At 43.5% G+C, this 26,214-nt stretch carries 11 protein-coding genes; 8 read left to right on the top strand and 3 right to left on the bottom strand.

The window, feature by feature from the left end; genetic code table 11:
- Positions 1–68: 68 nt before the first annotated feature.
- Positions 69–10,397, bottom strand: a complete 10,329-nt coding sequence (locus tag B5P37_RS12255) for a hypothetical protein (protein ID WP_085237237.1) — start codon at positions 10,395–10,397, stop codon at positions 69–71.
- Between the two features lie 39 nt (positions 10,398–10,436).
- A complete protein-coding gene (locus tag B5P37_RS05205) occupies positions 10,437–12,089 on the bottom strand; it encodes a hypothetical protein (RefSeq protein WP_085237236.1) in 1,653 nt (550 codons plus the stop codon).
- Here B5P37_RS05205 and B5P37_RS11960 point away from each other — a divergent pair.
- The 8 genes from B5P37_RS11960 to gtfB all read left to right on the top strand — a co-directional run bounded on the left by B5P37_RS11960 (position 12,046) and on the right by gtfB (position 24,749).
- Complete coding sequence (locus B5P37_RS11960) at positions 12,046–14,190, top strand: serine-rich family protein (protein WP_142382139.1); 2,145 nt, start codon at positions 12,046–12,048, stop codon at positions 14,188–14,190. The two genes, B5P37_RS05205 and B5P37_RS11960, sit on opposite strands and share 44 nt — an antisense overlap.
- Positions 14,191–14,341: 151 nt before the next feature.
- On the top strand, positions 14,342–15,499 hold the full coding sequence (gene secY2, locus B5P37_RS05200) for an accessory Sec system protein translocase subunit SecY2 (RefSeq protein WP_425319120.1): 1,158 nt from the start codon (positions 14,342–14,344) through the stop codon (positions 15,497–15,499).
- Positions 15,500–15,506: 7 nt separating this feature from the next.
- Complete coding sequence (asp1, locus tag B5P37_RS05195; protein ID WP_244898640.1) at positions 15,507–17,057, top strand: accessory Sec system protein Asp1; 1,551 nt, start codon at positions 15,507–15,509, stop codon at positions 17,055–17,057.
- On the top strand, positions 17,050–18,597 hold the full coding sequence (gene asp2 / locus B5P37_RS05190) for an accessory Sec system protein Asp2 (RefSeq protein WP_085237233.1): 1,548 nt from the start codon (positions 17,050–17,052) through the stop codon (positions 18,595–18,597). Before asp1 ends, asp2 begins: the two co-directional genes overlap by 8 nt.
- Positions 18,581–19,492 carry an accessory Sec system protein Asp3 gene (gene asp3 / locus B5P37_RS05185; RefSeq protein WP_085237232.1) on the top strand — a complete coding sequence of 304 codons (912 nt, stop codon included), beginning with the start codon at positions 18,581–18,583 and terminating at the stop codon, positions 19,490–19,492. Before asp2 ends, asp3 begins: the two co-directional genes overlap by 17 nt.
- A complete protein-coding gene (gene secA2 / locus B5P37_RS05180; protein WP_085238425.1) occupies positions 19,492–21,879 on the top strand; it encodes an accessory Sec system translocase SecA2 in 2,388 nt (795 codons plus the stop codon). Before asp3 ends, secA2 begins: the two co-directional genes overlap by 1 nt.
- 16 nt (positions 21,880–21,895) lie before the next feature.
- Positions 21,896–23,407 carry an accessory Sec system glycosyltransferase GtfA gene (gene gtfA, locus B5P37_RS05175; RefSeq protein ID WP_085237231.1) on the top strand — a complete coding sequence of 504 codons (1,512 nt, stop codon included), beginning with the start codon at positions 21,896–21,898 and terminating at the stop codon, positions 23,405–23,407.
- On the top strand, positions 23,400–24,749 hold the full coding sequence (gene gtfB / locus B5P37_RS05170; RefSeq protein WP_085237230.1) for an accessory Sec system glycosylation chaperone GtfB: 1,350 nt from the start codon (positions 23,400–23,402) through the stop codon (positions 24,747–24,749). Before gtfA ends, gtfB begins: the two co-directional genes overlap by 8 nt.
- Before the next feature lie 248 nt (positions 24,750–24,997).
- On the opposite strand, the gene B5P37_RS05165 is transcribed toward gtfB, so the two are convergent.
- Positions 24,998–26,206, bottom strand: coding sequence for a thiolase family protein (locus B5P37_RS05165; RefSeq protein WP_085237229.1), 1,209 nt, complete (start codon positions 26,204–26,206; stop codon positions 24,998–25,000).
- Positions 26,207–26,214 lie beyond the last annotated feature (8 nt).

Genomic DNA, 26,214 nt, shown 5'->3' with positions numbered 1-26,214 from the left:
GATAAAAGTAAATCTGCTTCTCGAAGTACGTCAGCAGTGAATTCAAAGCAAGAAATGGGTTCGCGTTCTTATTCAATTGCGAAATCTTCAGCTGATTCTGTAAACAAATCTGCAAAAGATTCGGCTAAACTTTTAGGATCGATTTCTAATTCTAAAAGCAAGTCACGAGTTGCTAGACAAAATTCCATTGCGAAATCTACGAAACTTTCAAAGTCAAAGTCTGCATCAACATTGAAAAGTGAATCGGTATCCCGAAGCGCATCCACGTCGAAGAGTGAATTACTATCACGAAGCGCGTCGACAGCGAAGAGTGAGTCAGCATCGCGAAGTGCATCGGCAGTGAAGAGTACATCGGCATCGCGAAGTGCGTCAGCAGCGAAGAGTACATCGGCATCGCGAAGTGCATCGACAGTGAAGAGTGCATCGCAATCTCGAAGCACGTCGGCAGTGAAGAGTACATCGACAGCGAAGAGTACATCGGCATCGAGAAGTGCGTCAACAGTGAAGAGTGCATCACAATCGCGAAGTGCATCGGCAGTGAAGAGCACATCGCAATCTCGAAGCACGTCGGCAGTAAAGAGTACATCGGCATCGCGAAGTGCATCGGCAGTGAAGAGTACATCGGCATCGCGAAGTGCGTCAGCAGCGAAGAGTGAGTCAGCCTCAAGAAGCGCATCGACAGCGAAGAGCGAATCGGTATCCCGAAGTGCATCGTTAGCTAAGAGTGAATCAGCATCGCGAAGCGCATCGACAGCGAAGAGTGCATCGCAATCTCGAAGCACATCGTTGGTGAAGAGTGAATCAGCATCAAGAAGCGCGTCGTTAGCGAAGAGCGAATCAGCGTCCCGAAGTGCATCGACAGTGAAGAGTGCATCGCAATCTCGAAGTACGTCGGTAGCTAAGAGTGAGTCAGCCTCAAGAAGCGCATCGACAGCGAAGAGCGAATCGGTATCCCGAAGTGCATCGTTAGCTAAGAGTGAATCAGCATCGCGAAGCGCATCGACAGCGAAGAGTGCATCGCAATCTCGAAGCACATCGTTGGTGAAGAGTGAATCAGCATCAAGAAGCGCGTCGTTAGCGAAGAGCGAATCAGCGTCCCGAAGTGCATCGACAGTGAAGAGTGCATCGCAATCTCGAAGTACGTCGGTAGCTAAGAGTGAGTCGGCATCAAGAAGCGCATCGACAGCGAAGAGCGAATCGGTATCCCGAAGTGCATCGTTAGCTAAGAGTGAATCAGCATCGCGAAGCGCATCGACAGCGAAGAGTGCATCGCAATCTCGAAGCACATCGTTGGTGAAGAGTGAATCAGCATCAAGAAGCGCGTCGTTAGCGAAGAGCGAATCGGTATCCCGAAGTGCATCGACAGTGAAGAGTGCATCGCAATCTCGAAGTACGTCGGTAGCTAAGAGTGAGTCGGCATCACGAAGTGCATCGACAGTGAAGAGTGAATCGGCATCGCGAAGCACGTCGGCAGTGAAGAGTACATCGGCATCGCGAAGTGCGTCAACAGCGAAGAGTGAGTCGGCATCGAGAAGCGCATCGACAGTGAAGAGTGAATCGGCATCGAGAAGCGCATCGACAGTGAAGAGCGAATCAGCATCGCGAAGCACATCGGCAGTGAAGAGTACATCGGCAGTGAAGAGTGAATCGGCATCGAGAAGCGCGTCGTTAGCGAAGAGCGAATCGGCATCGCGAAGCGCATCGTTAGCGAAGAGCGAATCAGCATCGCGAAGCGCGTCAACAGCGAAGAGTGAGTCAGCATCGAGAAGCGTATCGGCAGTGAAGAGTACATCGGCATCGAGAAGCGCGTCAACAGCGAAGAGTGAATCAGCATCTCGAAGTGTATCGACAGCGAAAAGTGAGTCAGCGTCCCGAAGTGCGTCAACAGTGAAGAGCGAATCGGTATCGCGAAGCGCGTCAACAGCGAAGAGTGAATCGCAATCGAGAAGCGCATCGGCAGTGAAGAGTGAGTCAGCATCTCGAAGCACGTCGGCAGTGAAGAGTACATCGGCATCAAGAAGTGCGTCAACAGTGAAGAGCGAATCGGCATCGAGAAGCGCATCGTTAGCGAAGAGCGAATCGGCATCTCGAAGCACGTCGACAGCGAAGAGTGAATCGGCATCAAGAAGTGCGTCAACAGTGAAGAGCGAATCGGTATCGAGAAGTGCGTCAACAGTGAAGAGCGAATCAGCATCGCGAAGTGTATCGACAGCGAAAAGTGAGTCAGCGTCCCGAAGTGCGTCAACAGTGAAGAGCGAATCGGCATCGAGAAGCGCATCGACAGCGAAGAGTGAATCGGCATCGAGAAGCGCATCGTTGGCGAAGAGTGAGTCAGCATCGCGAAGTGTATCGACAGCGAAAAGTGAGTCAGCGTCCCGAAGTGCGTCAACAGTGAAGAGCGAATCGGCATCGAGAAGCGCATCGACAGCGAAGAGTGAATCGGCATCGAGAAGCGCATCGTTGGCGAAGAATGAGTCAGCATCGCGAAGTGTATCGACAGCGAAAAGTGAGTCAGCGTCTCGAAGTGTATCGACAGCTAAGAGTGAGTCAGCGTCCCGAAGTGCGTCAACAGTGAAGAGTGCATCGCAATCGCGAAGCGCGTCAACAGCGAAGAGCGAATCAGCATCGAGAAGCGCATCGGTAGCGAAGAGCGAATCGGCATCTCGAAGCACGTCGACAGCGAAGAGTGAATCGGCATCAAGAAGTGCGTCAACAGTGAAGAGCGAATCAGCATCGCGAAGTGTATCGACAGCGAAAAGTGAGTCAGCGTCCCAAAGTGCGTCAACAGTGAAGAGCGAATCGGCATCGAGAAGCGCATCGACAGCGAAGAGTGAATCGGCATCGCGAAGCGCATCGTTGGCGAAGAGTGAGTCAGCATCGCGAAGTGCGTCGACAGCGAAGAGTGAGTCAGCATCGCGAAGTGCATCTACAGTGAAGAGCGAATCAGTATCACGAAGTGCATCGGTAGTGAAGAGTGAATCAGCATCGCGAAGCGCATCGACAGCTAAGAGTGAATCGGCATCGCGAAGTGTGTCGGCAGTGAAGAGTGAATCGGCATCGAGAAGCGCGTCAACAGCGAAGAGCGAATCGGCATCCCGAAGTGCATCGACAGTGAAGAGTGAATCAGTATCCCGAAGTGCATCGGTAGTGAAGAGTGAATCGGCATCGCGAAGCGCATCGTTGGTGAAGAGTGCATCGCAATCGCGAAGCGCGTCAGCAGCGAAGAGTGAGTCAGCCTCAAGAAGCGCATCGACAGTGAAGAGTGAGTCGGCATCGCGAAGTGCGTCAACAGCGAAGAGCGAATCGGTATCCCGAAGTGCATCGTTAGCTAAGAGTGAATCAGCATCGCGAAGCGCATCGACAGCGAAGAGTGAATCGCAATCGAGAAGCACATCGTTGGTGAATAGTGCATCAGCATCAAGAAGCGCGTCGTTAGCGAAGAGCGCATCGACAGCGAAGAGCGAGTCGGCATCGAGAAGTGCATCGTTGGTGAAGAGTGCATCGCAATCGCGAAGCGCGTCGGTAGCTAAGAGTGAGTCGGCATCGAGAAGCGCGTCGGTAGCTAAGAGTGAATCGGCATCGAGAAGCGCGTCGGTAGCGAAGAGCGAATCGGCATCGAGAAGCGCATCGGCAGTGAAGAGTGAATCAGCATCAAGAAGCGCATCGGCAGTGAAGAGTGAATCAGCATCGAGAAGCACGTCGACAGCGAAGAGCGAATCAGCATCAAGAAGTGCGTCAACAGTGAAGAGCGAATCGTCATCGAGAAGCGCGTCGGTAGCTAAGAGTGAGTCGGCATCGAGAAGCGCGTCGGTAGCTAAGAGTGAATCGGCATCGAGAAGCGCATCGGCAGTGAAGAGCGAATCGGCATCGAGAAGTGCATCGTTGGTGAAGAGTGCATCGCAATCGCGAAGCGCGTCAACAGCGAAGAGCGAATCAGCATCAAGAAGCGCATCGGCAGTGAAGAGTGAATCAGCATCAAGAAGCGCATCGGCAGTGAAGAGTGAATCAGCATCGCGAAGCGCATCGACGATGAAGAGTGAATCAGCGTCTCGAAGTGTGTCGGCAGTGAAGAGTGAATCGGCATCGCGAAGCGCATCGATAGCTAAGAGTGAATCGGCATCGAGAAGTGCGTCAACAGCTAAGAGTGAGTCAGCATCAAGAAGCGCGTCGATAGCGAAGAGTGAGTCAGCATCAAGAAGCGCATCGGCAGTGAAGAGTGAATCAGCGTCTCGAAGTGTGTCGGCAGTGAAGAGTGAATCGGCATCGAGAAGCGCATCGATAGCTAAGAGTGAATCGGCATCGAGAAGTGCGTCAACAGCTAAGAGTGAGTCAGCATCAAGAAGCGCGTCGATAGCGAAGAGTGAGTCAGCATCAAGAAGCGCATCGACAGTGAAGAGTGCATCGCAATCGAGAAGCACGTCGGCAGTGAAGAGCGAATCGGCATCGAGAAGTGCATCGGTAGCTAAGAGCGAATCGTCATCGAGAAGCGCGTCAACAGCGAAGAGTGAATCGGCATCGAGAAGCGCATCGGCAGTGAAGAGTGAGTCGGCATCGAGAAGTGCATCGACAGTGAAGAGCGAATCGGCATCGAGAAGTGCATCGACAGCTAAGAGCGAATCAGCGTCTCGAAGTGTGTCGGCAGTGAAGAGTGAATCGGCATCGCGAAGCGCATCGATAGCGAAGAGTGAATCGGCATCGAGAAGCGCATCGACAGCGAAGAGCGAATCGCAATCGACAAGCGTGTCGAACTCAGAGAGTAAAGCGAAAGCAAACTCTGCGAGCACATCGCAATCAGTATCGAACTCGACATCAATCGCTAAGAGAGAGTCGATAGCTAAGAGTGAATCGCAATCGGCAAGTATGTTGAATTCAGAGAGTGAAGCAAAAGTAAGCTCTACGAGCACATCACAATCAGTGTCGAACAGCAAATCGTTATCAACAGTTAAGAGCGCTTCGGTATCGAACAGTGAATCACAATCGACAAGCGTATCGAACTCAGAAAGTGAAGCGAAAGCAAATTCTGCGAGTACATCACAATCAGCATTGAAATCAGCATCAACAGCTAAGAGCGAGTCTGTATCGAGCAGTGAATCACAATCGACAAGCGTGTCGAACTCTGAGAGTGAAGCAAAAGCAAGCTCTACGAGCACATCACAATCAGCATCGAAATCATCTTCAACAGTTAAGAGCGCTTCGGTATCGAACAGTGAATCACAATCGACAAGCGTGTCGAACTCAGAGAGTAAAGCGAAAGCAAACTCTGCGAGCACATCGCAATCAGTATCGAACTCGACATCAATCGCTAAGAGAGAGTCGATAGCTAAGAGTGAATCGCAATCGGCAAGTATGTCGAATTCAGAGAGTGAAGCAAAAGTAAGCTCAGCGAGCACATCACAATCAGCATCGAAATCATCTTCAACAGTTAAGAGTGAGTCTGTGTCGAGCAGTGAATCACAATCAACAAGCATGTCGAACTCAGAGAGTGAAGCAAAAGCAAGCTCAGCGAGCACATCGCAATCAGTGTCGAACAGCAAATCGTTATCAACAGTTAAGAGCGCTTCGGTATCGAACAGTGAATCACAATCGACAAGCCTATCGAACTCAGAAAGTGAAGCGAAAGCAAACTCTGTGAGTGCTTCACAATCAGTAACGAATAGCGGATCTACATCGAAGTCAGATTCAATATCTAAGAGTGAATCACAATCGGCAAGTATGTCGAATTCAGAGAGTGAAGCAAAAGCAAGCTCAGCGAGCACATCGCAATCAGTGTCGAACAGCAAATCGTTATCAACAGTTAAGAGCGCTTCGGTATCGAACAGTGAATCACAATCGACAAGCGTATCGAACTCAGAAAGTGAAGCGAAAGCAAATTCTGCGAATACTTCACAATCAGTAGCAAATAGTGGATCTACATCGAAGTCAGATTCAATATCTAAGAGCGAGTCCGTATCGAGCAGTGAATCACAATCGACAAGCGTGTCGAATTCAGAGAGCGAAGCAAAAGCAAGCTCTATGAGCACATCACAATCAGCATCGAAATCATCTTCAACAGTTAAGAGTGAGTCCGTGTCGAGCAGTGAATCACAATCGACAAGCGTGTCGAACTCAGAGAGTAAAGCGAAAGCAAACTCTGCGAGTACTTCGCAATCAGCATCGAAATCATCTTCAACAGTTAAGAGTGAGTCGTTAGCGAAGAGTGAATCGCAATCGGCAAGTATGTCGAATTCAGAGAGCGAAGCAAAAGCAAGTTCTACGAGCACATCGCAATCAGTGTCGAACAGCAAATCGTTATCAACAGTTAAGAGCGCTTCGGTATCGAACAGTGAATCACAATCGACAAGCGTGTCGAACTCAGAGAGTAAAACGAAAGTAAACTCTGCGAGTACATCACAAACAGTAACGAATAGTGCATCTACATCAAGCAGTGCATCAGCGTTGAGCAGTGGATCACAATCAACAAGCATGTCGAACTCAGAGAGTGAAGCAAAAGCAAGCTCAGCGAGCACATCGCAATCAGTGTCGAACAGCAAATCGTTATCAATAGTTAAGAGTGCTTCGGTATCGAACAGTGAATCACAATCGACAAGCGTGTCGAATTCAGAGAGTGAAGCGAAAGCAAATTCTGTGAATACTTCACAATCAGTAACGAATAGCGCATCTGCAACAAGCAGTAAATCAGCATCGAACTCAACATCAACAGCTAAGAGTGAGTCCATGTCGAGCAGCGAATCACAATCAACAAGCATGTCGAACTCAGAGAGTAAAACTAAATCGAACTCAACGAGTAGTTCACAAACAGCAACAGGAAGTACGACAAGTGCGTCAGTATCAAATTCGACATCGATAGCTAATAGTATGTCCTTATCGAACAGCGGATCTACATCGAAGTCAGATTCAATATCTAAGAGTGAATCGCAATCGGCAAGTATGTCGAATTCAGAGAGCGAAGCAAAAGCAAGCTCTACGAGCACATCACAATCAGCATCGAATTCGGTATCAACAGTTAAGAGTGAGTCCGTGTCGAGCAGTGAATCACAATCAACAAGTGTATCGAACTCAGAAAGTGAAGCGAAAGCAAATTTTGTAAGTGCTTCACAATCAGTAACGAATAGCGCATTTGCATCAAGCAGTGAATCAGCATCGAACTCAGCATCAACAGCTAAGAGTGAGTCCATGTCGAGCAGCGAATCACAATCGACAAGCGTGTCGAACTCAGAGAGTAAAACGAAAGTAAACTCTGCGAGTACATCACAAACAGTAACGAATAGTGCATCTACATCAAGCAGTGCATCAGCGTTGAGCAGTGGATCACAATCAACAAGCATGTCGAACTCAGAGAGTGAAGCAAAAGCAAGCTCAGCGAGCACATCGCAATCAGTGTCGAACAGCAAATCGTTATCAACAGTTAAGAGCGCTTCGGTATCGAACAGTGAATCACAATCGACAAGCGTGTCGAACTCAGAGAGTAAAGCGAAAGCAAACTCTGCGAGTACTTCGCAATCAGCATCGAAATCATCTTCAACAGTTAAGAGTGAGTCGTTAGCGAAGAGTGAATCGCAATCGGCAAGTATGTCGAATTCAGAGAGTGAAGCAAAAGCAAGCTCAGCGAGCACATCGCAATCAGTGTCGAACAGCAAATCGTTATCAATAGTTAAGAGCGCTTCAGTATCGAACAGTGAATCACAATCGACAAGCGTATCGAACTCAGAAAGAGAAGCGAAAGCAAACTCTGTGAGTGCTTCACAATCAGTAACGAAATCATCTTCAACAGTTAAGAGTGAGTCCGTGTCGAACAGTGAATCACAATCAACAATCGTGTCGAACTCAGAGAGTAAAACGAAAGTAAACTCTGCGAGCACATCACAATCAGTATCGAACTCGACATCAATCGCTAAGAGTGAATCGCAATCGGCAAGTATGTCGAATTCAGAAGGTGAAGCAAAAGCAAACTCTGCGAGTACATCACAAACAGTAACGAATAGTGCATCTACATCAAGCAGTGCATCAGCGTTGAGCAGTGGATCACAATCAACAAGCGTGTCGAACTCAGAGAGTGAAGCAAAAGCAAGCTCAGCGAGCACATCGCAATCAGTGTCGAACAGCAAATCGTTATCAACAGTTAAGAGCGCTTCAGTATCGAACAGTGAATCACAATCGACAAGCGTATCGAACTCAGAAAGAGAAGCGAAAGCAAACTCTGTGAGTGCTTCACAATCAGTAACGAAATCATCTTCAACAGTTAAGAGTGAGTCCGTGTCGAACAGTGAATCACAATCAACAAGCGTGTCGAACTCAGAGAGTAAAACGAAAGTAAACTCTGCGAGCACATCACAAACAGTAACGAATAGTGCATCTACATCAAGCAGTGCATCAGCGTTGAGCAGTGGATCACAATCAACAAGCATGTCGAACTCAGAGAGTGAAGCAAAAGCAAGCTCAGCGAGCACATCGCAATCAGTGTCGAACAGCAAATCGTTATCAACAGTTAAGAGCGCTTCAGTATCGAACAGTGAATCACAATCGACAAGCGTATCGAACTCAGAAAGAGAAGCGAAAGCAAACTCTGTGAGTGCTTCACAATCAGTAACGAAATCATCTTCAACAGTTAAGAGTGAGTCCGTGTCGAACAGTGAATCACAATCAACAAGCGTGTCGAACTCAGAGAGTAAAACGAAAGTAAACTCTGCGAGCACATCACAATCAGTATCGAACTCGACATCAATCGCTAAGAGTGAATCGCAATCGGCAAGTATGTCGAATTCAGAAGGTGAAGCAAAAGCAAACTCTGCGAGTACATCACAAACAGTAACGAATAGTGCATCTACATCAAGCAGTGCATCAGCGTTGAGCAGTGGATCACAATCAACAAGCGTGTCGAACTCAGAGAGTGAAGCAAAAGCAAGCTCAGCGAGCACATCGCAATCAGTGTCGAACAGCAAATCGTTATCAACAGTTAAGAGCGCTTCGGTATCGAACAGTGAATCACAATCGACAAGCGTATCGAACTCAGAAAGTGAAGCGAAAGCAAATTCTGCGAATACTTCACAATCAGTAGCAAATAGTGGATCTACATCGAAGTCAGATTCAATATCTAAGAGCGAGTCCGTATCGAGCAGTGAATCACAATCGACAAGCGTGTCGAATTCAGAGAGTAAAGCGAAAGCAAATTCTGTGAGTATTTCACAATCAGTAACGAATAGCGGATCTGTATCAAGCAGTACATCGGCGTCAATTGTGAATAGCGAGTCCGTATCGAGCAGTGAATCACAATCGACAAGCGTGTCGAACTCAGAGAGCGAAGCAAAAGCAAGCTCTATGAGCACATCACAAGCAGCATCGAACTCAGCATCAACAGCTAAGAGTGAGTCCATGTCGAGCAGCGAATCACAATCGACAAGCGTGTCGAACTCAGAAAGTGAAGCGAAAGTAAACTCTGCGAGTACATCACAAACAGTAACGAATAGTGCATCTACATCAAGCAGTGCATCAGCGTTGAGCAGTGGATCACAATCAACAAGCATGTCGAACTCAGAGAGTGAAGCAAAAGCAAGCTCAGCGAGCACATCGCAATCAGTGTCGAACAGCAAATCGTTATCAACAGTTAAGAGCGCTTCAGTATCGAACAGTGAATCACAATCGACAAGCGTATCGAACTCAGAAAGTGAAGCGAAAGCAAACTCTGTGAGTGCTTCACAATCAGTAACGAAATCATCTTCAACAGTTAAGAGTGAGTCCGTGTCGAACAGTGAATCACAATCAACAAGCGTGTCGAACTCAGAGAGTAAAACGAAAGTAAACTCTGCGAGCACATCACAATCAGTATCGAACTCGACATCAATCGCTAAGAGTGAATCGCAATCGGCAAGTATGTCGAATTCAGAAGGTGAAGCAAAAGCAAACTCTGCGAGTACATCACAAACAGTATCGAATAGTGCATCTACATCAAGCAGTGCATCAGCGTTGAGCAGTGGATCACAATCAACAATCGTGTCGAACTCAGAGAGTGAAGCAAAAGCAAGCTCAGCGAGCACATCGCAATCAGTGTCGAACAGCAAATCGTTATCAACAGTTAAGAGCGCTTCGGTATCGAACAGTGAATCACAATCGACAAGCGTGTCGAACTCAGAGAGTGAAGCAAAAGCAAGCTCTATGAGCACATCACAATCAGCATCGAAATCATCTTCAACAGTTAAGAGCGCTTCGGTATCGAACAGTGAATCACAATCGACAAGCGTGTCGAACTCAGAGAGTAAAGCGAAAGCAAACTCTGCGAGTACTTCGCAATCAGCATCGAAATCATCTTCAACAGTTAAGAGTGAGTCGTTAGCGAAGAGTGAATCGCAATCGGCGAGTATGTCGAATTCAGAGAGCGAAGCAAAAGCAAGTTCTACGAGCACATCACAATCAGCAAATGTTTTGAATAGTGCAGAAGAAAGTCAATCCAATTCAACAATTTTAGCAAGTGAGTCTATGTCTATTTCAGAAAGAATCGCAAGCACATCGGTTTCAGAGAAAGCGAGTGAGTCAGCATCTCGAAGTGCGTCGTTAGCGAAGAGTGAATCGACATCGAGAAGCGCATCGACAGCGGAGAGTGAATCACAATCGGCAAGTATGTCGAGCTCAGAGAGCAAAGCGAAAGCAAACTCTGTGAGTGCTTCACAATCAGTAACGAATAGCGGATCTACATCGAAGTCAGATTCAATATCTAAGAGTGAATCGCAATCGGCAAGTATGTCGAATTCAGAGAGCGAAGCAAAAGCAAGCTCTACGAGCACATCGCAATCAGTGTCGAACAGCAAATCGTTATCAACAGTTAAGAGCGCTTCGGTATCGAACAGTGAATCACAATCGACAAGCGTGTCGAACTCAGAGAGTAAAACGAAAGTAAACTCTGCGAGTACATCACAAACAGTAACGAATAGTGCATCTACATCAAGCAGTGCATCAGCGTTGAGCAGTGGATCACAATCAACAAGCATGTCGAACTCAGAGAGTGAAGCAAAAGCAAGCTCTACGAGCACATCACAATCAGTGTCGAACAGCAAATCGTTATCAACAGTTAAGAGCGCTTCGGTATTGAACAGTGAATCACAATCGACAAGCGTGTCGAACTCAGAAAGTGAAGCGAAAGCAAACTCTGCGAGTACATCACAAACAGTAACGAATAGTGCATCTACATCAAGCAGTGCATCAGCGTTGAGCAGTGGATCACAATCAGCATCGAATTCGGTATCAACAGTTAAGAGCGCTTCAGTATCGAACAGTGAATCACAATCGACAAGCGTATCGAACTCAGAAAGAGAAGCGAAAGCAAACTCTGTGAGTGCTTCACAATCAGTAACGAATAGCGGATCTACATCGAAGTCAGATTCAATATCTAAGAGTGAATCGCAATCGGCAAGTATGTCGAACTCAGAGAGTAAAGCGAAAGCAAGCTCAGCGAGCACATCACAATCAGCATCGAATTCGGTATCAACAGTTAAGAGTGAGTCCGTGTCGAGCAGTGAATCACAATCGACAAGCGTGTCGAACTCAGAAAGTGAAGCGAAAGCAAATTCTGCGAGTACATCACAAACAGTAACGAATAGTGCATCTACATCAAGCAGTGCATCAGCGTTGAGCAGTGGATCACAATCGACAAGCGTGTCGAACTCTGAGAGTGAAGCAAAAGCAAGCTCAGCGAGCACATCGCAATCAGTGTCGAACAGCAAATCGTTATCAACAGTTAAGAGCGCTTCGGTATCGAGCAGTGAATCACAATCAACAAGCATGTCGAACTCAGAGAGTGAAGCGAAAGCAAATTCTGCAAACACTTCACAATCAGTAGCAAATAGTGGATCTACATCGAAGTCAGATTCAATATCTAAGAGCGCTTCGGTATCGAGCAGTGAATCACAATCAACAAGCATGTCGAACTCAGAGAGTGAAGCGAAAGCAAATTCTGCGAACACTTCACAATCAGTAGCAAATAGTGGATCTACATCGAAGTCAGATTCAATATCTAAGAGCGCTTCGGTATCGAACAGTGAATCGCAATCGACAAGCGTGTCGAATTCAGAGAGTGAAGCGAAAGCAAATTCTGCGAACACTTCACAATCAGTAACGAATAGCGCATCTGCATCAAGCAGTGAGTCAGCATCGAACTCAACATCAATCGCTAAGAGTGAGTCAGTATCATCATCGATTTCAGAGAAGGAGAGTGCGTCAGGCTCAGAGTCAACGTCAGTTGTTGTTTCTGAAAGTGTGTCAAACTCAGTACGCGTACCACATAATATTTCAGAGTTGTTGAGTCATTCTGTGAGTGCATCGACAAGTCAGTCAATGAGTCAATCAGAGAGTGAGCGTGTGAGTCAAAGTATTGAAAATGTTCAATCGGCGTCACTTTCTCAGGCAATTCGTTTGTCTAACACGCAACAAGAAAGTCAGTCTGTGAGCACATCTGTTTCTACGTCATTGTCAATGCAACAATCAGCAGAAGATTCAGTCATAGCTTCTGAACAAACAAGTGCTTCAGCGTATGCATCAATAAGTCAATCGGCGAGCACATCAATGAGTACTTCAGTGTCTACACTTGCTTCGACATCTTTATCACAAGAATTGCAGTCGATGAATGATGTGTCAAATAGACATTCAGCGCAAGCGTCAATGCACATATCGATGAATCAAAGTGTATCGACAGATGTTGAGACAAGCACATCGATATCACAATCTACAGTGGATTCTCAGTCGGCGTCTACGTCGAATCGTTTATCATCCTCTGCGAGTGCATCTATTCACGAAGTACAAAGTGAATCGCAATCGGAACAAATGTCGTTGAGTCAATCGGCACAGTATTCGCAAGATGACAGTCGCAATGAAAGTGATTTGACACGTATTTCAGCAGCGATTTCGAAAGCTTATTCACAGTCTTCAAGTGTATCGGCAAGTGCTTCAGAGTTAGCACACAACCATAGTCAATTGTCAACAAGCACTTCAACAAGCACATCACTTTCGGCAAGTGCTGTATCGCGTCAATCGACACACGAAACGCCAAGTACTTTAGCGTCACAATCTGCATCAGCGAGTCAGTCGACAAGTGAATCACAGGTTGCGTCCACTTCATTACTTGCATCAACGAGTCAATCTACGGTGCATAGTCAGTCTGAGATGAAATCAACAAGTGAAACGATGTCAATGCACGAATCCATTAGCGTTTCATTGAAACAGTCTCAACATCATAGTCAATCTGAACACGCATCTTTATCTAAAGTTGCAAAACAGTCTGAGCAAGCATCATTCAGTGCATCGGCCTCATTGAGTGAATCTACACGCTTATCTGCAAGTGAAGCAGCGTCACAATCAGCTTCAACAAGTCAATCGATTTCGATTTCTAATGATCGTATTGCTTCGGTACAAGCATCAGCGAGTCAAGCGGTTCAAGATTCTGTGTCAAATTCAGAGTCAGTGCGTCAATCTGAACGTGCATCGACGTTATTGTCTGAAACTGTCTCTCAATCTGAGCAAGCGTCTATGAGAACAATTGAGAGTGAACACGCTTCGATGTCTCAGTCGCAATCGTTATCAGAGCGTCAATCAACGCATCGTGCAGAAGCTTCTAAAGCCTCTGTAAGTGCTTCAACGCAATCAGCATCGACATCAGCTACGTTCTCTCGATCTGCATCAACAAGCGCATCATTGCTTGCATCAGAATACAATCGTATGTCAGAACGTGCATCAGCAAGCACATCATTAAGTTTATCGATTTATGCAAGCTGGTCTATCAGTCTTTCAGTGAATCATGCACCATCAACAAGCATGACTCAATCAACGTCTGCATCAACAAGTATTTCAGCGGAAACGTCTGGAAATGGATCGACATCAGTCAGTGCATCAATGACTGCAGATTCCACAGTTAATCAAGCTGGATCACATGCATCGACAACATCGACAGCATCGACTTCGATGAATAACGACATTTCTGTTTCGACAATGCATCGTTCGGTAACACAAGTTGTGGGTCATGATAAAGATGTTGTAACAGGAAATCAAGCGGAAGCTCAGAAGGATTCAGTTAAAATATTACCTGATACAGGTGAGCATGTATCAAGAAGTGGTTTCTTTGGTGCAGTTGCGGCGATGTTAACAGGTATCGGTTTACTGAGAAAATCTAAATCAACTAAATCAGATGAACATGCTTCGTCTGAAGAATAATTAAGTTCATGGTAAGAGGGGCTAAATTTAAAATGATCAAGGGTTTGGCCCCTTTGATCCATGTTTGTTATAAAAGAGGGTTAATGTGAAAAGAAATTTATTTAAACATATCTTTAAACAATATGAATATAAAATATTGCATAAGAGAATCATGTTCACTATGTTCGTTTTATTGATATACATAATCGGAAGTCATATTCCGCTTGTTGCTGAGAGTGCAATGACAAAGGGAACATCTTCATTTTATCGTCTGGCTGTTTCGAATATGGGTGGTAATATTGTGCGTCTTAATGTTTTTTCATTGGGTTTAGGTCCGTGGTTGACAGCAATGCTCATTCTTAGTTTATTGTCATATAAAAATATGGAGAGGGCGATGCGGCAAACGAGAGCAGAAAAACATTATAAGGAGAAGTTGCTCACGCTGATACTCTGTTTTCTGCAAGGAGTATTTGTATTGAATCAATTCGTTGTTCAAGAAGCGTTGAGTATGTCGAATAAAGCGCTATTCTTATTGATTTTGATAGCGGGCGCGATGTTTATGATGTGGCTTGCTGATCAAAATGTCAGACATGGGATTGCTGGTCCGATGCCGATTGTGATGCTTAGTATTGTTAGTGCCATGTTTAATCAACGCTTTATTCATCCTAATTTGGCAACGATTACATTAATAACGATGTTGATGTTACTTTTACTCGCATTGTTCACATTATTAATGATTGAGTTAATCGAGTATCGTACGACATACCGAGATATTATGGAAATCAAGCAAGATGATAGCGTTCATTACTTAGCGTGGAAGTTGAATCCATCTGGCAGTATTACAATTATGATTGGATTATCTGTATTTTTAATTTTGAATAGTGCGGTCAGTTTGATTGTGCATTTTGCGATAGATCAGCCTGTCCATATTACGCTGTTTTCATTTGATAATGTGATAGGAATCAGCTTTTATCTCATATTACAAATCATATTAGGCTACTTTTTATCGCGGATAATGATTAACACGAGACAGACGGCCAAAAACTTTTTGAAGAGTGGGAATTATTTTGTGGGGGTGCGTCCAGGTTTACCGACAGCCATGTATTTGGATCATCATGCGAAGCGTGTCTGTTGGTTTGGAACAGTGATGGTGGGTCTTATCATTGGTGTCCCTTTATATGCTTCCTTATGGGTTCCCCACTTATCACAACAAATTTATTTAGCAGTACAGATGATTATTTTAGTTTACATCGGTATTAATATTGCAGATACATTTAGAACATATCTTTATTTTGATAAATACAAACAATTTTTAAACAAGTATTGGTGAGGAGTCTATGATGAAATGTTTCGTACCGGCTTGGTATAGTGAGGAAAAATGGTGGATAAGTGAAGAAAAAGCGCCGTTTTATGAGAAGGCGGTTACAGAGTTTGATGATTCGATTAGTTTAATGGGGATGCATGTGCAAAATAAACAGCCCTTTAAAATGTTAATTCTGAGTTACAGTCCATCGCTACGTTTGTTTTTGCATCGGCATGACTTATATGAAGCAACTTATTGGTCGTTGTTCGATTATATCCAGGGATTCCAGCATCAAACGCCAAAACCTATCGATTATCGGGAATTGGATTGGCCTGTAGGAACAGAGTTTATGTATACCTTTTATTATATCCGTGCCATTACAAGTGCGCATACGTATACCAACCTTTACTTCAATCAAGAAGGGTATCTCATGTGGATGGTGTCATTTGTCAATAATGTCAAGCAAAGGTGTTATTACTTTGATGATCGTGGTTTTTTGTCAAGTCTCATCATATACGACGAAAAAGGGGATGCTAATAAACATTACTATATGACATTTGACGGAGATTGGGTCATGAAGGAGGATGTCACGACGGGTGAAGTGATGATTCATCCCAAATATCAACATCGCTTTGAAAGTCCTATTTATCGTCATATGACTGAGGTGATTCGTGAAAGATTAGCTGATTATTTTAAAATGGATGCGTCATCATTGGATAGGATGATTGTCGCTTCAGATCACCGACATAATGAGATGATTGCCGCACATGTCGATTCGAGTCGATTATGTTTTTCTGTTTTTGAGCAACGAATGTCAGCATTAGACGAAGCGTATGCATCATCTATGGACAAAGGGCAATATTGGTTAGTAGATACATTAAAAAACCAACATTTGTTGACGCAATATCGGCAGAAATGCGCATTAGATAATGATGTCTTGCGCATTACACCGTTTGATGTTCAGATGATCCAAAATCATAGTGGTCAACGTCATGAAATACAGATTGGTATATGGGTGGATGGTATAGAGCGAGCCACGCTGGATAAGATGATGACACAATTTGAGCACGAGCGATTTAAATCTTTGGAATTGCGTTTTGTTTTAATGAGTAGAATGGCTTCCCCTCATATCGATTGGGTAGAAGACGCTGCGAAAGATTACCTTGAACGATGGACTAAAAACGATCCCAACCACGTGTCTTTAGACCGTCCGCCGTCAAAGGAGGAATCTACAGCGGTATTGGTGAAGCGTATGCCGTTTGAAAGTCAGCTTATTGAATTGATGTCGAGATTAAGGTTAGTGATAGATATGGGGGCAGAACCGAATTTGTTTTTACAGATTTGTGCTATTGGTGCGGGTGTGCCACAAATTAATTGTTGTGAAACAGATTATGTGAAACATGGAAAAAACGGCTACGTCATTCAGAACATTCATGATATGTGTCAAGGAATAGATTATTTTTTAAATCGACTGAAGAATTGGAACCAGTCTTTTGCATATTCAATGAAATTAGCAAAACATTATGCATCTGATCAAATTATAAAACAGCTAGATGCATGGTTAGTGAGGGAGACAGATGAGTAAATTTAGACTATTACAAATTGGGGGTCAAAGTTTAGAACCGCATTATACAGATAGAAACAGGTGTGAATTTGAATATTTAGATTTACTATCAGTGTCATGTGATGAGGCATTCTTTGCATCGTTTCAAAAGAAGGCGACGTATGATATTGTCTTCGTGCAGTCCGCATATTCAGCGGAACTGATGGCACTATTGAAATGTGTATCTGTTCCGTACAATACTCTGATTGATTATCATCAGTGGGGAAGTGCGTTTCAGCAAGAAACAATCGTTCGAGAGCGTCTTATTCGCCCCTTCTATTATGAATCTCCTGAAGCATGTGTGGAAAAGATACTCGCATTATCATTTTCCGAGCAGTATGGAGACAGGATTTCCCCTGCAAACGCATTGGTCGATCGGCATTTTAATGGGTCGATTATATACGAAGGGAATGATGCCCTTGTATTGACAGGTCATTTTGGAGACACGTTTCAGCCGATTATCACATGGAAAATGTATTTGTTCTATGATGGCGGGAAGGTGAATGAAATTTGGCCGGAATATACATGCACGGGCGATGTTGACATCCGTTTTACGTTTCGTTTAGTTGATACCGAAGATATGAATCATATTAGCAGGACGTTCGTGTTAGACCGTACGAATTTAGACCAACCGTTATCTATACCGAGTCAAGGCAAAGATGCTTTTGTATTGATAAGTGCTGAAGCGAAAGGAACGGGCACATTGCGAATGGGGGCGTTTCATAAAAGATGGTCTCGCATGGATTTAGGAGCATTTATTTTAGGGGGTGAACGTTATGTCGATCCCTATCGCGAAGAATTTATTCATTATTTTGATCCTAGAGATTTTAAGCCCCCATTAGCGGTTTATTTTAGTGGTTATCGAACGGCGGAAGGTTTTGAAGGATACTATATGATGCGTGAATTCAAATGTCCTTTTCTTTTAATTGCTGATCTGAGATTAGAAGGCGGTGCTTTTTATATGGGTTCTTCTCATTTTGAAGCACAGATTGTTAAGGTGATTAAGGAAAAATTGGATTTTTTAGGATTTAAGGAAGATGAATTGATTATATCTGGGTTGTCGATGGGATCTTTTGGTGCGTTGTATTATGGAGCGCAGATAGAACCGGGAGCAATCATCGTGGGTAAGCCTTTGGTGAATATTGGAAATATTGCCACGGATATGCGTTTGAGACGGCCTGAGGAGTTTGGAACAGCACTCGATATTTTAATGAAAAATGAAAAGGCGGTCGATCATGCGGCGGCACAACGATTGAATCAAAAGTTTTGGCATACATTCCAACAAGCGCATTTAAAAGAAACGACCGTGGCAGTATCGTATATGGAAGATGATGACTATGATTTGAATGCGTTTGACATGCTGTTACCTGTCCTGACGAAGAAACATGTGCATGTCATGAGTCGAAGTATACCAGGACGCCATAATGATGATACACTGACGATTAACAGTTGGTTTATTAATTTTTATAAGATGATTCTTGAAAAGCGGTATGGGAGGGTAATGCATGAACGCAAAACATGAATTTAATATTCGATGGACGGAAATTACTGTGGACTCTTTTATGTATGGGTCTCATGTGTCTTTCACTCCGTTTGAAACGATTTTTAAAAATGAATTGATGCCCTCTGGAATTATCATTCATCAATGGAAGATGTGTAGCCATTTTTATGATAATCAAGTCACACCGACGTTACCTATTTTAAAGAAACATCATCCTTATCGCTTTTATTTTGATTATGAAGCCGTCCCTGCCGGAAGTGTTTATTTTAAAGTCGTATTTAAACGAAGAGACGGTACGATTTTGGAGACACAAATGATTCAAGGTCAAGAGGGTGAGGTTGTTTTAAGTGAAGGAACAGCAAGCTATGATATTCAAATGATCAATGCGGCATCTCAAATACTAAAATTTCGCCGGATTTGTATTCAAGAAGTTGGAAGTGTAGCCACATCAAATACTTTGACACTGAGTGAGATACAAAATCGGGATGATACGTTACCGTTGCGCAATCTTTTGTTTGTTGAATCACCAGGCGTGTGTCAAGATGCGATACATCCGATTAAAAATTGTGTGATGATTTCCGAATGGGAGACGTTGACCACTGATGAGATTGTTGTGTCACTTGATGAAGCAATTCGGTCATGGGACACGCTGGATGCACTTCAATGGATAGGGTATCATGATCAATCAAATGAAATCGCATATACCATGATGAAGCGATTAGGCGGGCATGCATGGGTGACATTGCTTCATCAAGAAGATAAAGATGACGACATGCTTCATAGTCATCGTGTGACAGTGTATCGTCCAAAGGCGGACGTGCTGACTTCTGCATTGCAAGTGGTACAACCTTTATTAAACCCGAGTGGTCATTTATATGCTTTAGCGACAGAACGGTTGAATGGAGGGGAGCGATGATGACCAACCTTATGCAAGAAACGATTAACCGATTACGTCTCAATCGTTTGAGCAAAATTTTGCAGCAGATTAATGCTTACGAACCGCTATTTCGAGAGTTAAATGATGAAGCACTCCGCCAAAAGACACAAACATTTAAAGTACGACTTGAACAAAATGAGGCGACTTTGGACGCACTATTGCCTGAAGCGTATGCTGTAGTGAGAGAAGCGTGTCGACGTGTATTAGGGATGTTTCCTAAAGATGTACAAGTATTAGGCGCAATTGTGTTACATGAGGGCAACATTGCCGAAATGCAAACAGGAGAAGGTAAAACATTGACGGCGACGTTACCACTTTATTTGAATGGTTTAACTGGGAAAGGGGTTTATTTAATCACCACGAATGACTATTTAGCGAAACGGGATTATCTGGAAATGAAACCGCTTTTCGAATGGTTAGGTTTGACCATCGCCTTAGGGTTTTCAGATTACTCGAATAATGAATACAAAGCTAAAGACAAACAGGTTGTTTACCGTCACGATATTATTTATACGACAGGTGGTCGCCTTGGATTTGACTATTTAATTGACAATTTAGCAGATAGTAAAGAAGGGAAATATTTACCGCCACTTTATTATGGGATTATTGACGAGGTCGATTCTATTATTTTAGACTCTGCACAAACACCACTTGTGATTTCTGGTGCACCTCGTTTGCAGTCTAATCTGTTTGGCGTTGTCAAAACATTTGTTGAAACATTGATTGAAGACCAACATTTTAAAATAAAAAAAACAAAAAAAGAAATTTGGCTTACACCACAAGGCATGGACGCAGCTAACGCTTATTTTGGGGTCGACAACATTTATGATGCGTCATACTTTGATCTTGTGCGTCATATTAATTTAGCGTTACGCGCGCGACATGTATTTGAAAACAATTATGATTACTTTGTCTTTCAAGGTGAAGTGGTATTAATTGACCGTATTACAGGACGTATGATGCCGGGGACCAAATTACAATCAGGGCTACATCAATCTATTGAAGCTAAAGAAGGTGTAGAGATTTCGAATGATATGAGTGTCATGGCGACAATTACTTTTCAACATTTATTTAAGTTATTTGAACGTTTTTCAGGGATGTCCGCGACGAGCCAACTTGGTGAAAAAGAATTTTTAGAACTTTATACGAAAATGGTCGTTCAAATTCCCACGCATCGACCGATTCAACGGAAAGATTTACCAGACCGTGTATTTAGAAGTATGGACGATAAAAAACATGAGATAATAGAAGAAGTAAAAGCGTTGCACGCGTCACAGCGACCCGTCCTGGTGATTACACGAACGGCCGAATTGGCAGAATATTTTTCATCGAAGTTTTTCGAGCTAGATATTCCTAACAACTTATTAATTGCTCAAAATGTAGCTAAAGAAGCACAAATGATTGCAGAAGCGGGCCAGTTAAGTGCTGTGACCGTTGCGACGAGTATGGCAGGACGGGGGACAGATATTAAGTTGGGTAAAGGTGTAAAAGCACTCGGTGGCTTAGCGGTCATCATATGTGAACATATGGAAAATAGTCGTGTCGATCGTCAACTGAGAGGACGTGCGGGAAGACAAGGAGATCCTGGGACGTCGCAAATCTATATTTCACTTGATGATTATATTCTCAAACGTTGGGGTGAGGGGAGTGCTGAGCGAATCGAGCGCTTTGCTCAATTTGATAATGAAACGTTGCAGCAGAGTCGCTTGTTTGAGCGGAGTATTCAGAAAATGGTACAACGTGCTCAACGTGTCGCTGAAGAGCAAGGGATGCAAGCGAGGGAGATGTCCAATGAGTATGAAAAAAGTATCAGTGTACAACGAGACTTGATTTATGCCGAACGCAATCGCATTTTAGATATGACGACAGTCGTACAACAGCAACTCGACGCTCTGGCAGAAGACGTTTTTCATGACATGTTGAGTCGAACAGTTGTGTCCGAATCTGTACTCATGGACTATATTTACAAAAATTTAAGTTTCCAATTTACAGATGATTTGTCTACACTCAATGTTAAAGATCTGAACACTGTGAAGCAATGTTTGGTTCAACAGTTTCAAATACGCATGAAACAACAACGAGGGCAGTTGAATGGATATTTTTATACGCAATTTGTCAAAAAAGTCATTTTAAAGGCGATTGATAGTAACTGGATTCAACAAGTGGATCATTTACAAAAGCTTAAAGGAAGTATCAATGCGCGTCAAAGTGGTAAGCGTAATACGACATTCGAATACCACCGCGTGGCTTTAGAATCTTTTGAAAAAATGACTGTAAGAATCAAAAAAGATATTGTGAAGTATCTTTGCCAAAGTATGACAAGTTTTGATGGTGATAACCGATTAATTGTACATTTTCCTAATTAGATGAGGTGATTTGAAATTGACTATTTATAATATTAATTTTGGTATTGGTTGGGCGAGTAGTGGTGTAGAATATGCACAAATGTATCGTGCCAAGCTTTTACGTGCAATCAATGCGCCAATAAAATTTGTGTTTTTAGAATTTATGAGTTCTGAAAACTTGCAAACATTGACAGAGAATATAGGCTTTAAAGACGAAGAAGTCATTTGGTTATATCAATTTTTTACTGATGTTAAAATTGCGCCTACAACTTATACAATTGATGACATTAAAGCATCGGTGCATGAGGAAATCGTGGAAGAAAAAAAATCAGGGCGTGTTTGTTGGCTTACATTAAGCAACAATCCGAGTAGTTTTATTACGTGTTATTTAAAAGATGAAAACGATATACTCGTCGATTGTGCTGAATTTGTTATCGATGGTAAGCTGGTACGGAAAGATTATTACAGCTATGTCCGAATTTTTTCAGAGTATTATGCCCCTTTTGAAGATAAAGCGAAACTGTTTATGCGTCAATTTTACAATGAGGATGGTTCTGTAGCCTACACTGAGTATATTGATGGGAAAACGAACGTCTATGTCTTAAAAGATGAGGTGTTGTACACTGAGGAAGATTTTGTCGCATATTTTTTCCGCAAGTTAAATTTGACGGCAGATGATATTGTTATTTATGATAGGGCTTCTAAAGTGGGGCAAGCGATGATGCAAAACAGTGGACCAAGTAAACAAGGGGTTGTCGTTCATGCCGAACATTTCAGTGAAAATGCGACAGATGCACATCACATTTTGTGGAATAACTATTATGAATATCAATTTACAAAGCATCGAGAAATCGACTTTTATATTACTGCAACAGAGCGTCAAAAAGAAATATTGACGCAACAGTTTCAACAGTATTTGAATGCAGAACCTAAAATTTTTACGATACCTGTGGGCAGTTTGGAGATATTACGTGGACAAGAAAGTGATAGAAAACCTTATGCGATGGTCACTGCTTCAAGACTAGCTAGTGAAAAACATATCGACTGGCTTGTGCGTGCAGCCCTTATTGCCAAAAAGGAAGTGCCAGAGTTAACATTAGATATTTATGGTGAAGGTGGCGAAAGAGCGATGCTTCAAACGTTAATACGTGACAATGGAGCAGAGGATTATATTCGCTTGTTAGGTCATCAAAAACTTGATGAGGTTTATGAACAGTATGATTTATTTGTCGCTGCGTCTACGAGTGAAGGTTTTGGTTTGACGTTAATGGAAGCCGTGGGATCTGGACTAGGTATGTTAGGTTTTGATGTGAACTACGGAAACCCGACTTTCATTGAAGATGGAAAAAATGGTTATCTTATTCCAATCGATCATAAAGAGGAAAGTAACGAAGAGATTGTTAAACGGTTTGCAGCGCATATGGTGAAATATTTTAAAGAGGGACCTGTAAATCCACATGCGGCGTCGTACCAAATTGCAAGCCCATACTTATCAGAAAATATCCAAGGTAAGTGGAAAGATTTAATAGAAGAGGTGCTTCATGGTTAATTTATTTGAACATTTCGATACACAAACACAAGCGTTATATCAGTCATTACAATTGGCTGGGAAAAAAGATTTGACAATCGTGTTGATGGATGACGGTTTTTTGCCAGAAGAGATTGTGACGCCATACCAATTTTTTTCGAATTACCAAGCTCCCGATAGTCCACCGCGATACTTTAATGAGGTGTCGGTCCCGAGATATTGGGAAATCGAAGGGGATAATGAGGTCGCATGGATCAAGGATATGGGATATCGACGCGGACAGATTCATTATTATCCAAGTGAAAAACGACGTCTTGTGAGTCATGTCGAATGGTTGGATCAACATGAAAAATTACAATTTGTTGACTATTATACCCAACATGGTGTTCGTTTTGCGCAAGCCGTTTACGATTTAAGAGGGGTGCTCATTTTTCGACGTTATTTTGATCAAGAGGGGAAAGATGTCATTTATCATAACTTTTTAGCAGGAAGTGTCATTTTAAATTGGCAAGGGCAACAGTATCACTTTGACAGTCTTTTGAAGTTTTATCAGTTCTTTTTAGAAGCATTGGAAATTGATTTAAGCCATTTTGTCATTAATTCATTAAGCGTACCGTTTTCATTGTTGTATTATCTTGATCATGCAGGTGATGACACGTTGTATTGGCAGGAACAGTGTCATGGTGATATCCCAGGCAATATGCGATTGATTCTTGATAAGACAATGACAGAACGACAATTTTCTATTATCGTGACAGATAACGAAGAATATCGTGATATTGTCGGGGCGCTTACTGAGTCAGAACGTGAGCGCGTTTATCAAGGTGGATATATTTATCATTACGCTTCAACCAATCAGTATCAACCTAATGTTTTGACGATGACCAATACGGATCAAATCCATCATTTAGCTTCTATCGTCGAAGCGTTGCCATTTGCCACATTCCATGTTGGAGCAGTGACGGAGATGTCGACGAAATTAACACAGCTTGAACGCTATCCTAATGTGAGATTGTATCAAGCGATTGAGTTAGATACAGTAGAAAAATTATATCAAAAATGTGATATTTATTTGGATATTAACGAAGCAGGAGAGATTATTAATGCAGTAGAAAAAGCATTTATGTATGATATGCTTATTCTGGGTTACGAAGAGACAGCACATAATCGTTTGTATACAGCACCTCAAAACTTGTTCTCAAAAGATAACGAAGCGGCAGACTTAAAACAAGCCTTGCGTGATATACATTTGAAGAAGCGTTACTTTAAAGTACGCCAACATTATCAAAAGGTACATGCCAATGAAGTGAGTGTTGATACATTTAACGAGATCCATGCACGTGCACACCAAGGGGAAGTTTAACAGTCAACTGTTGATGCCGGTGTACATTGAAGTTCATTCTCCTGGAAAAAGCCGAGAGTAGATCTCGGCTTTTTATGTGGGGGATAACGAGGTGAAGCGTTAAACATGGATTGAGCGCGTCAAGCTGTTATGAGTATAAGTACTGTGGGTCTCTCCTGAAAAACTTTAGTATAGTACGTCTCCGATGATGATTTATAGCGGCAAGGGTAATGTGAAGGGCATTGTAGGACTTCAACTTAGTCAGCTGTTTAATCATTATGGTTCGTTTGGGGTAATCTCACCATTTCGAAAATAGCGGCAGCCCCCATACCGACGCCAATACACATTGTGACCATTCCATAACGTGTCTCTGGACGTTTTTTCATTTCTGACAGCAAGCGTGCCGTTAAAATTGCGCCCGTAGCACCAAGAGGGTGTCCAAGTGCAATGGCGCCTCCATTGACATTGGTTTTGTCCGTTGAGAGGCCAACTTCACGCATGGACGCCAATGTTTGAGCTACAAATGCTTCATTGAGTTCAATCAAATCGATATCATCAAGCGTCAACTGCGCGCTTTTTAACACTTCCGGAATGGCGTATACGGGACCGATTCCCATTAACTTTGGGTCGACCCCAACGGCTTGATAGCTAACAAATCGAGCAATCGGCGTGACACCTAAAGCCTTTACCTTTTCACCTGACATTAAGACGACAAATCCAGTGCCGTCTGATAATGGGGCAGATGTCCCCGCTGTCACCGTTCCATCGGCTTTAAAAACAGTCGGCAATTGTGAAAGGGTGTCCAGATTTGTCTCGGGTCGGATTAATTCGTCTGTATCGAACGGCGCCGTATGGACGTGCGGCCCGTTTGCGTCATAAGTGACTGTTTTGACATGAAGCGGAATGATTTCATCCTCGAATTTTCCATTTTGTTGAGCGACAGTTGCCCGCTGGTGACTTTGTACTGCATAGGCATCTTGATCTTCTCGAGTGACATGATACGTATCGGCTACGTTTTCAGCAGTGAGCCCCATTGGATAAGAGGCCCCGATATCTTGTTGTTGGAGTGTCGGATTGTTCGTAGGTTCATTGCCCCCCATTGGGACAGCACTCATCAATTCAACGCCACCCGCAACGAGAATATCACCCTGGTCTGCTAAAATTTGGTTGGCGGCAAGCGCAATCGTTTGTAGTCCTGATGCACAGTAACGGTTGACCGTCTGGCCAGGAACGGTGTCGGGAAGTCCCGCACGCAAGGCAATCGTTCTCGCTATATTTTGACCTTGCAAGCCTTCTGGGAATGCGCTACCGACGATGACGTCTTCCACCATCTCCGGTTGAAAGGTGCCATTTACACGCTGGAGTACTCCTTTTAGCACTTCCGCAGCGACATCATCTGGACGTTCATGAAAAAGTGCGCCGTTTTTTGCTTTGGCGACTGGAGAGCGCCCGTAAGCGACAATATAAGCTTCACGCATGTCAATCA

It is taken from the genome of Staphylococcus lutrae (genome assembly GCF_002101335.1).
Lineage (GTDB): Bacteria > Bacillota > Bacilli > Staphylococcales > Staphylococcaceae > Staphylococcus > Staphylococcus lutrae.
Note: the sequence above shows the minus strand (reverse complement) of the source record. Positions and strands in the feature narration are given on the sequence as shown.

Excerpts from the sequence above, each read along its gene's own strand:
- secA2 (WP_085238425.1), top strand. The coding sequence starts at position 19,492 with ATGACCAACCTTATGCAAGAAACGATTAACCGATTACGTCTCAATCGT.
- asp3 (WP_085237232.1), top strand. The coding sequence starts at position 18,581 with ATGAACGCAAAACATGAATTTAATATTCGATGGACGGAAATTACTGTG.
- gtfB (WP_085237230.1), top strand. The coding sequence starts at position 23,400 with ATGGTTAATTTATTTGAACATTTCGATACACAAACACAAGCGTTATAT.
- B5P37_RS05165 (WP_085237229.1), bottom strand. The coding sequence starts at position 26,206 with ATGCGTGAAGCTTATATTGTCGCTTACGGGCGCTCTCCAGTCGCCAAA.
- secY2 (WP_425319120.1), top strand. The coding sequence starts at position 14,342 with ATGTTCACTATGTTCGTTTTATTGATATACATAATCGGAAGTCATATT.
- asp2 (WP_085237233.1), top strand. The coding sequence starts at position 17,050 with ATGAGTAAATTTAGACTATTACAAATTGGGGGTCAAAGTTTAGAACCG.
- asp1 (WP_244898640.1), top strand. The coding sequence starts at position 15,507 with ATGATGAAATGTTTCGTACCGGCTTGGTATAGTGAGGAAAAATGGTGG.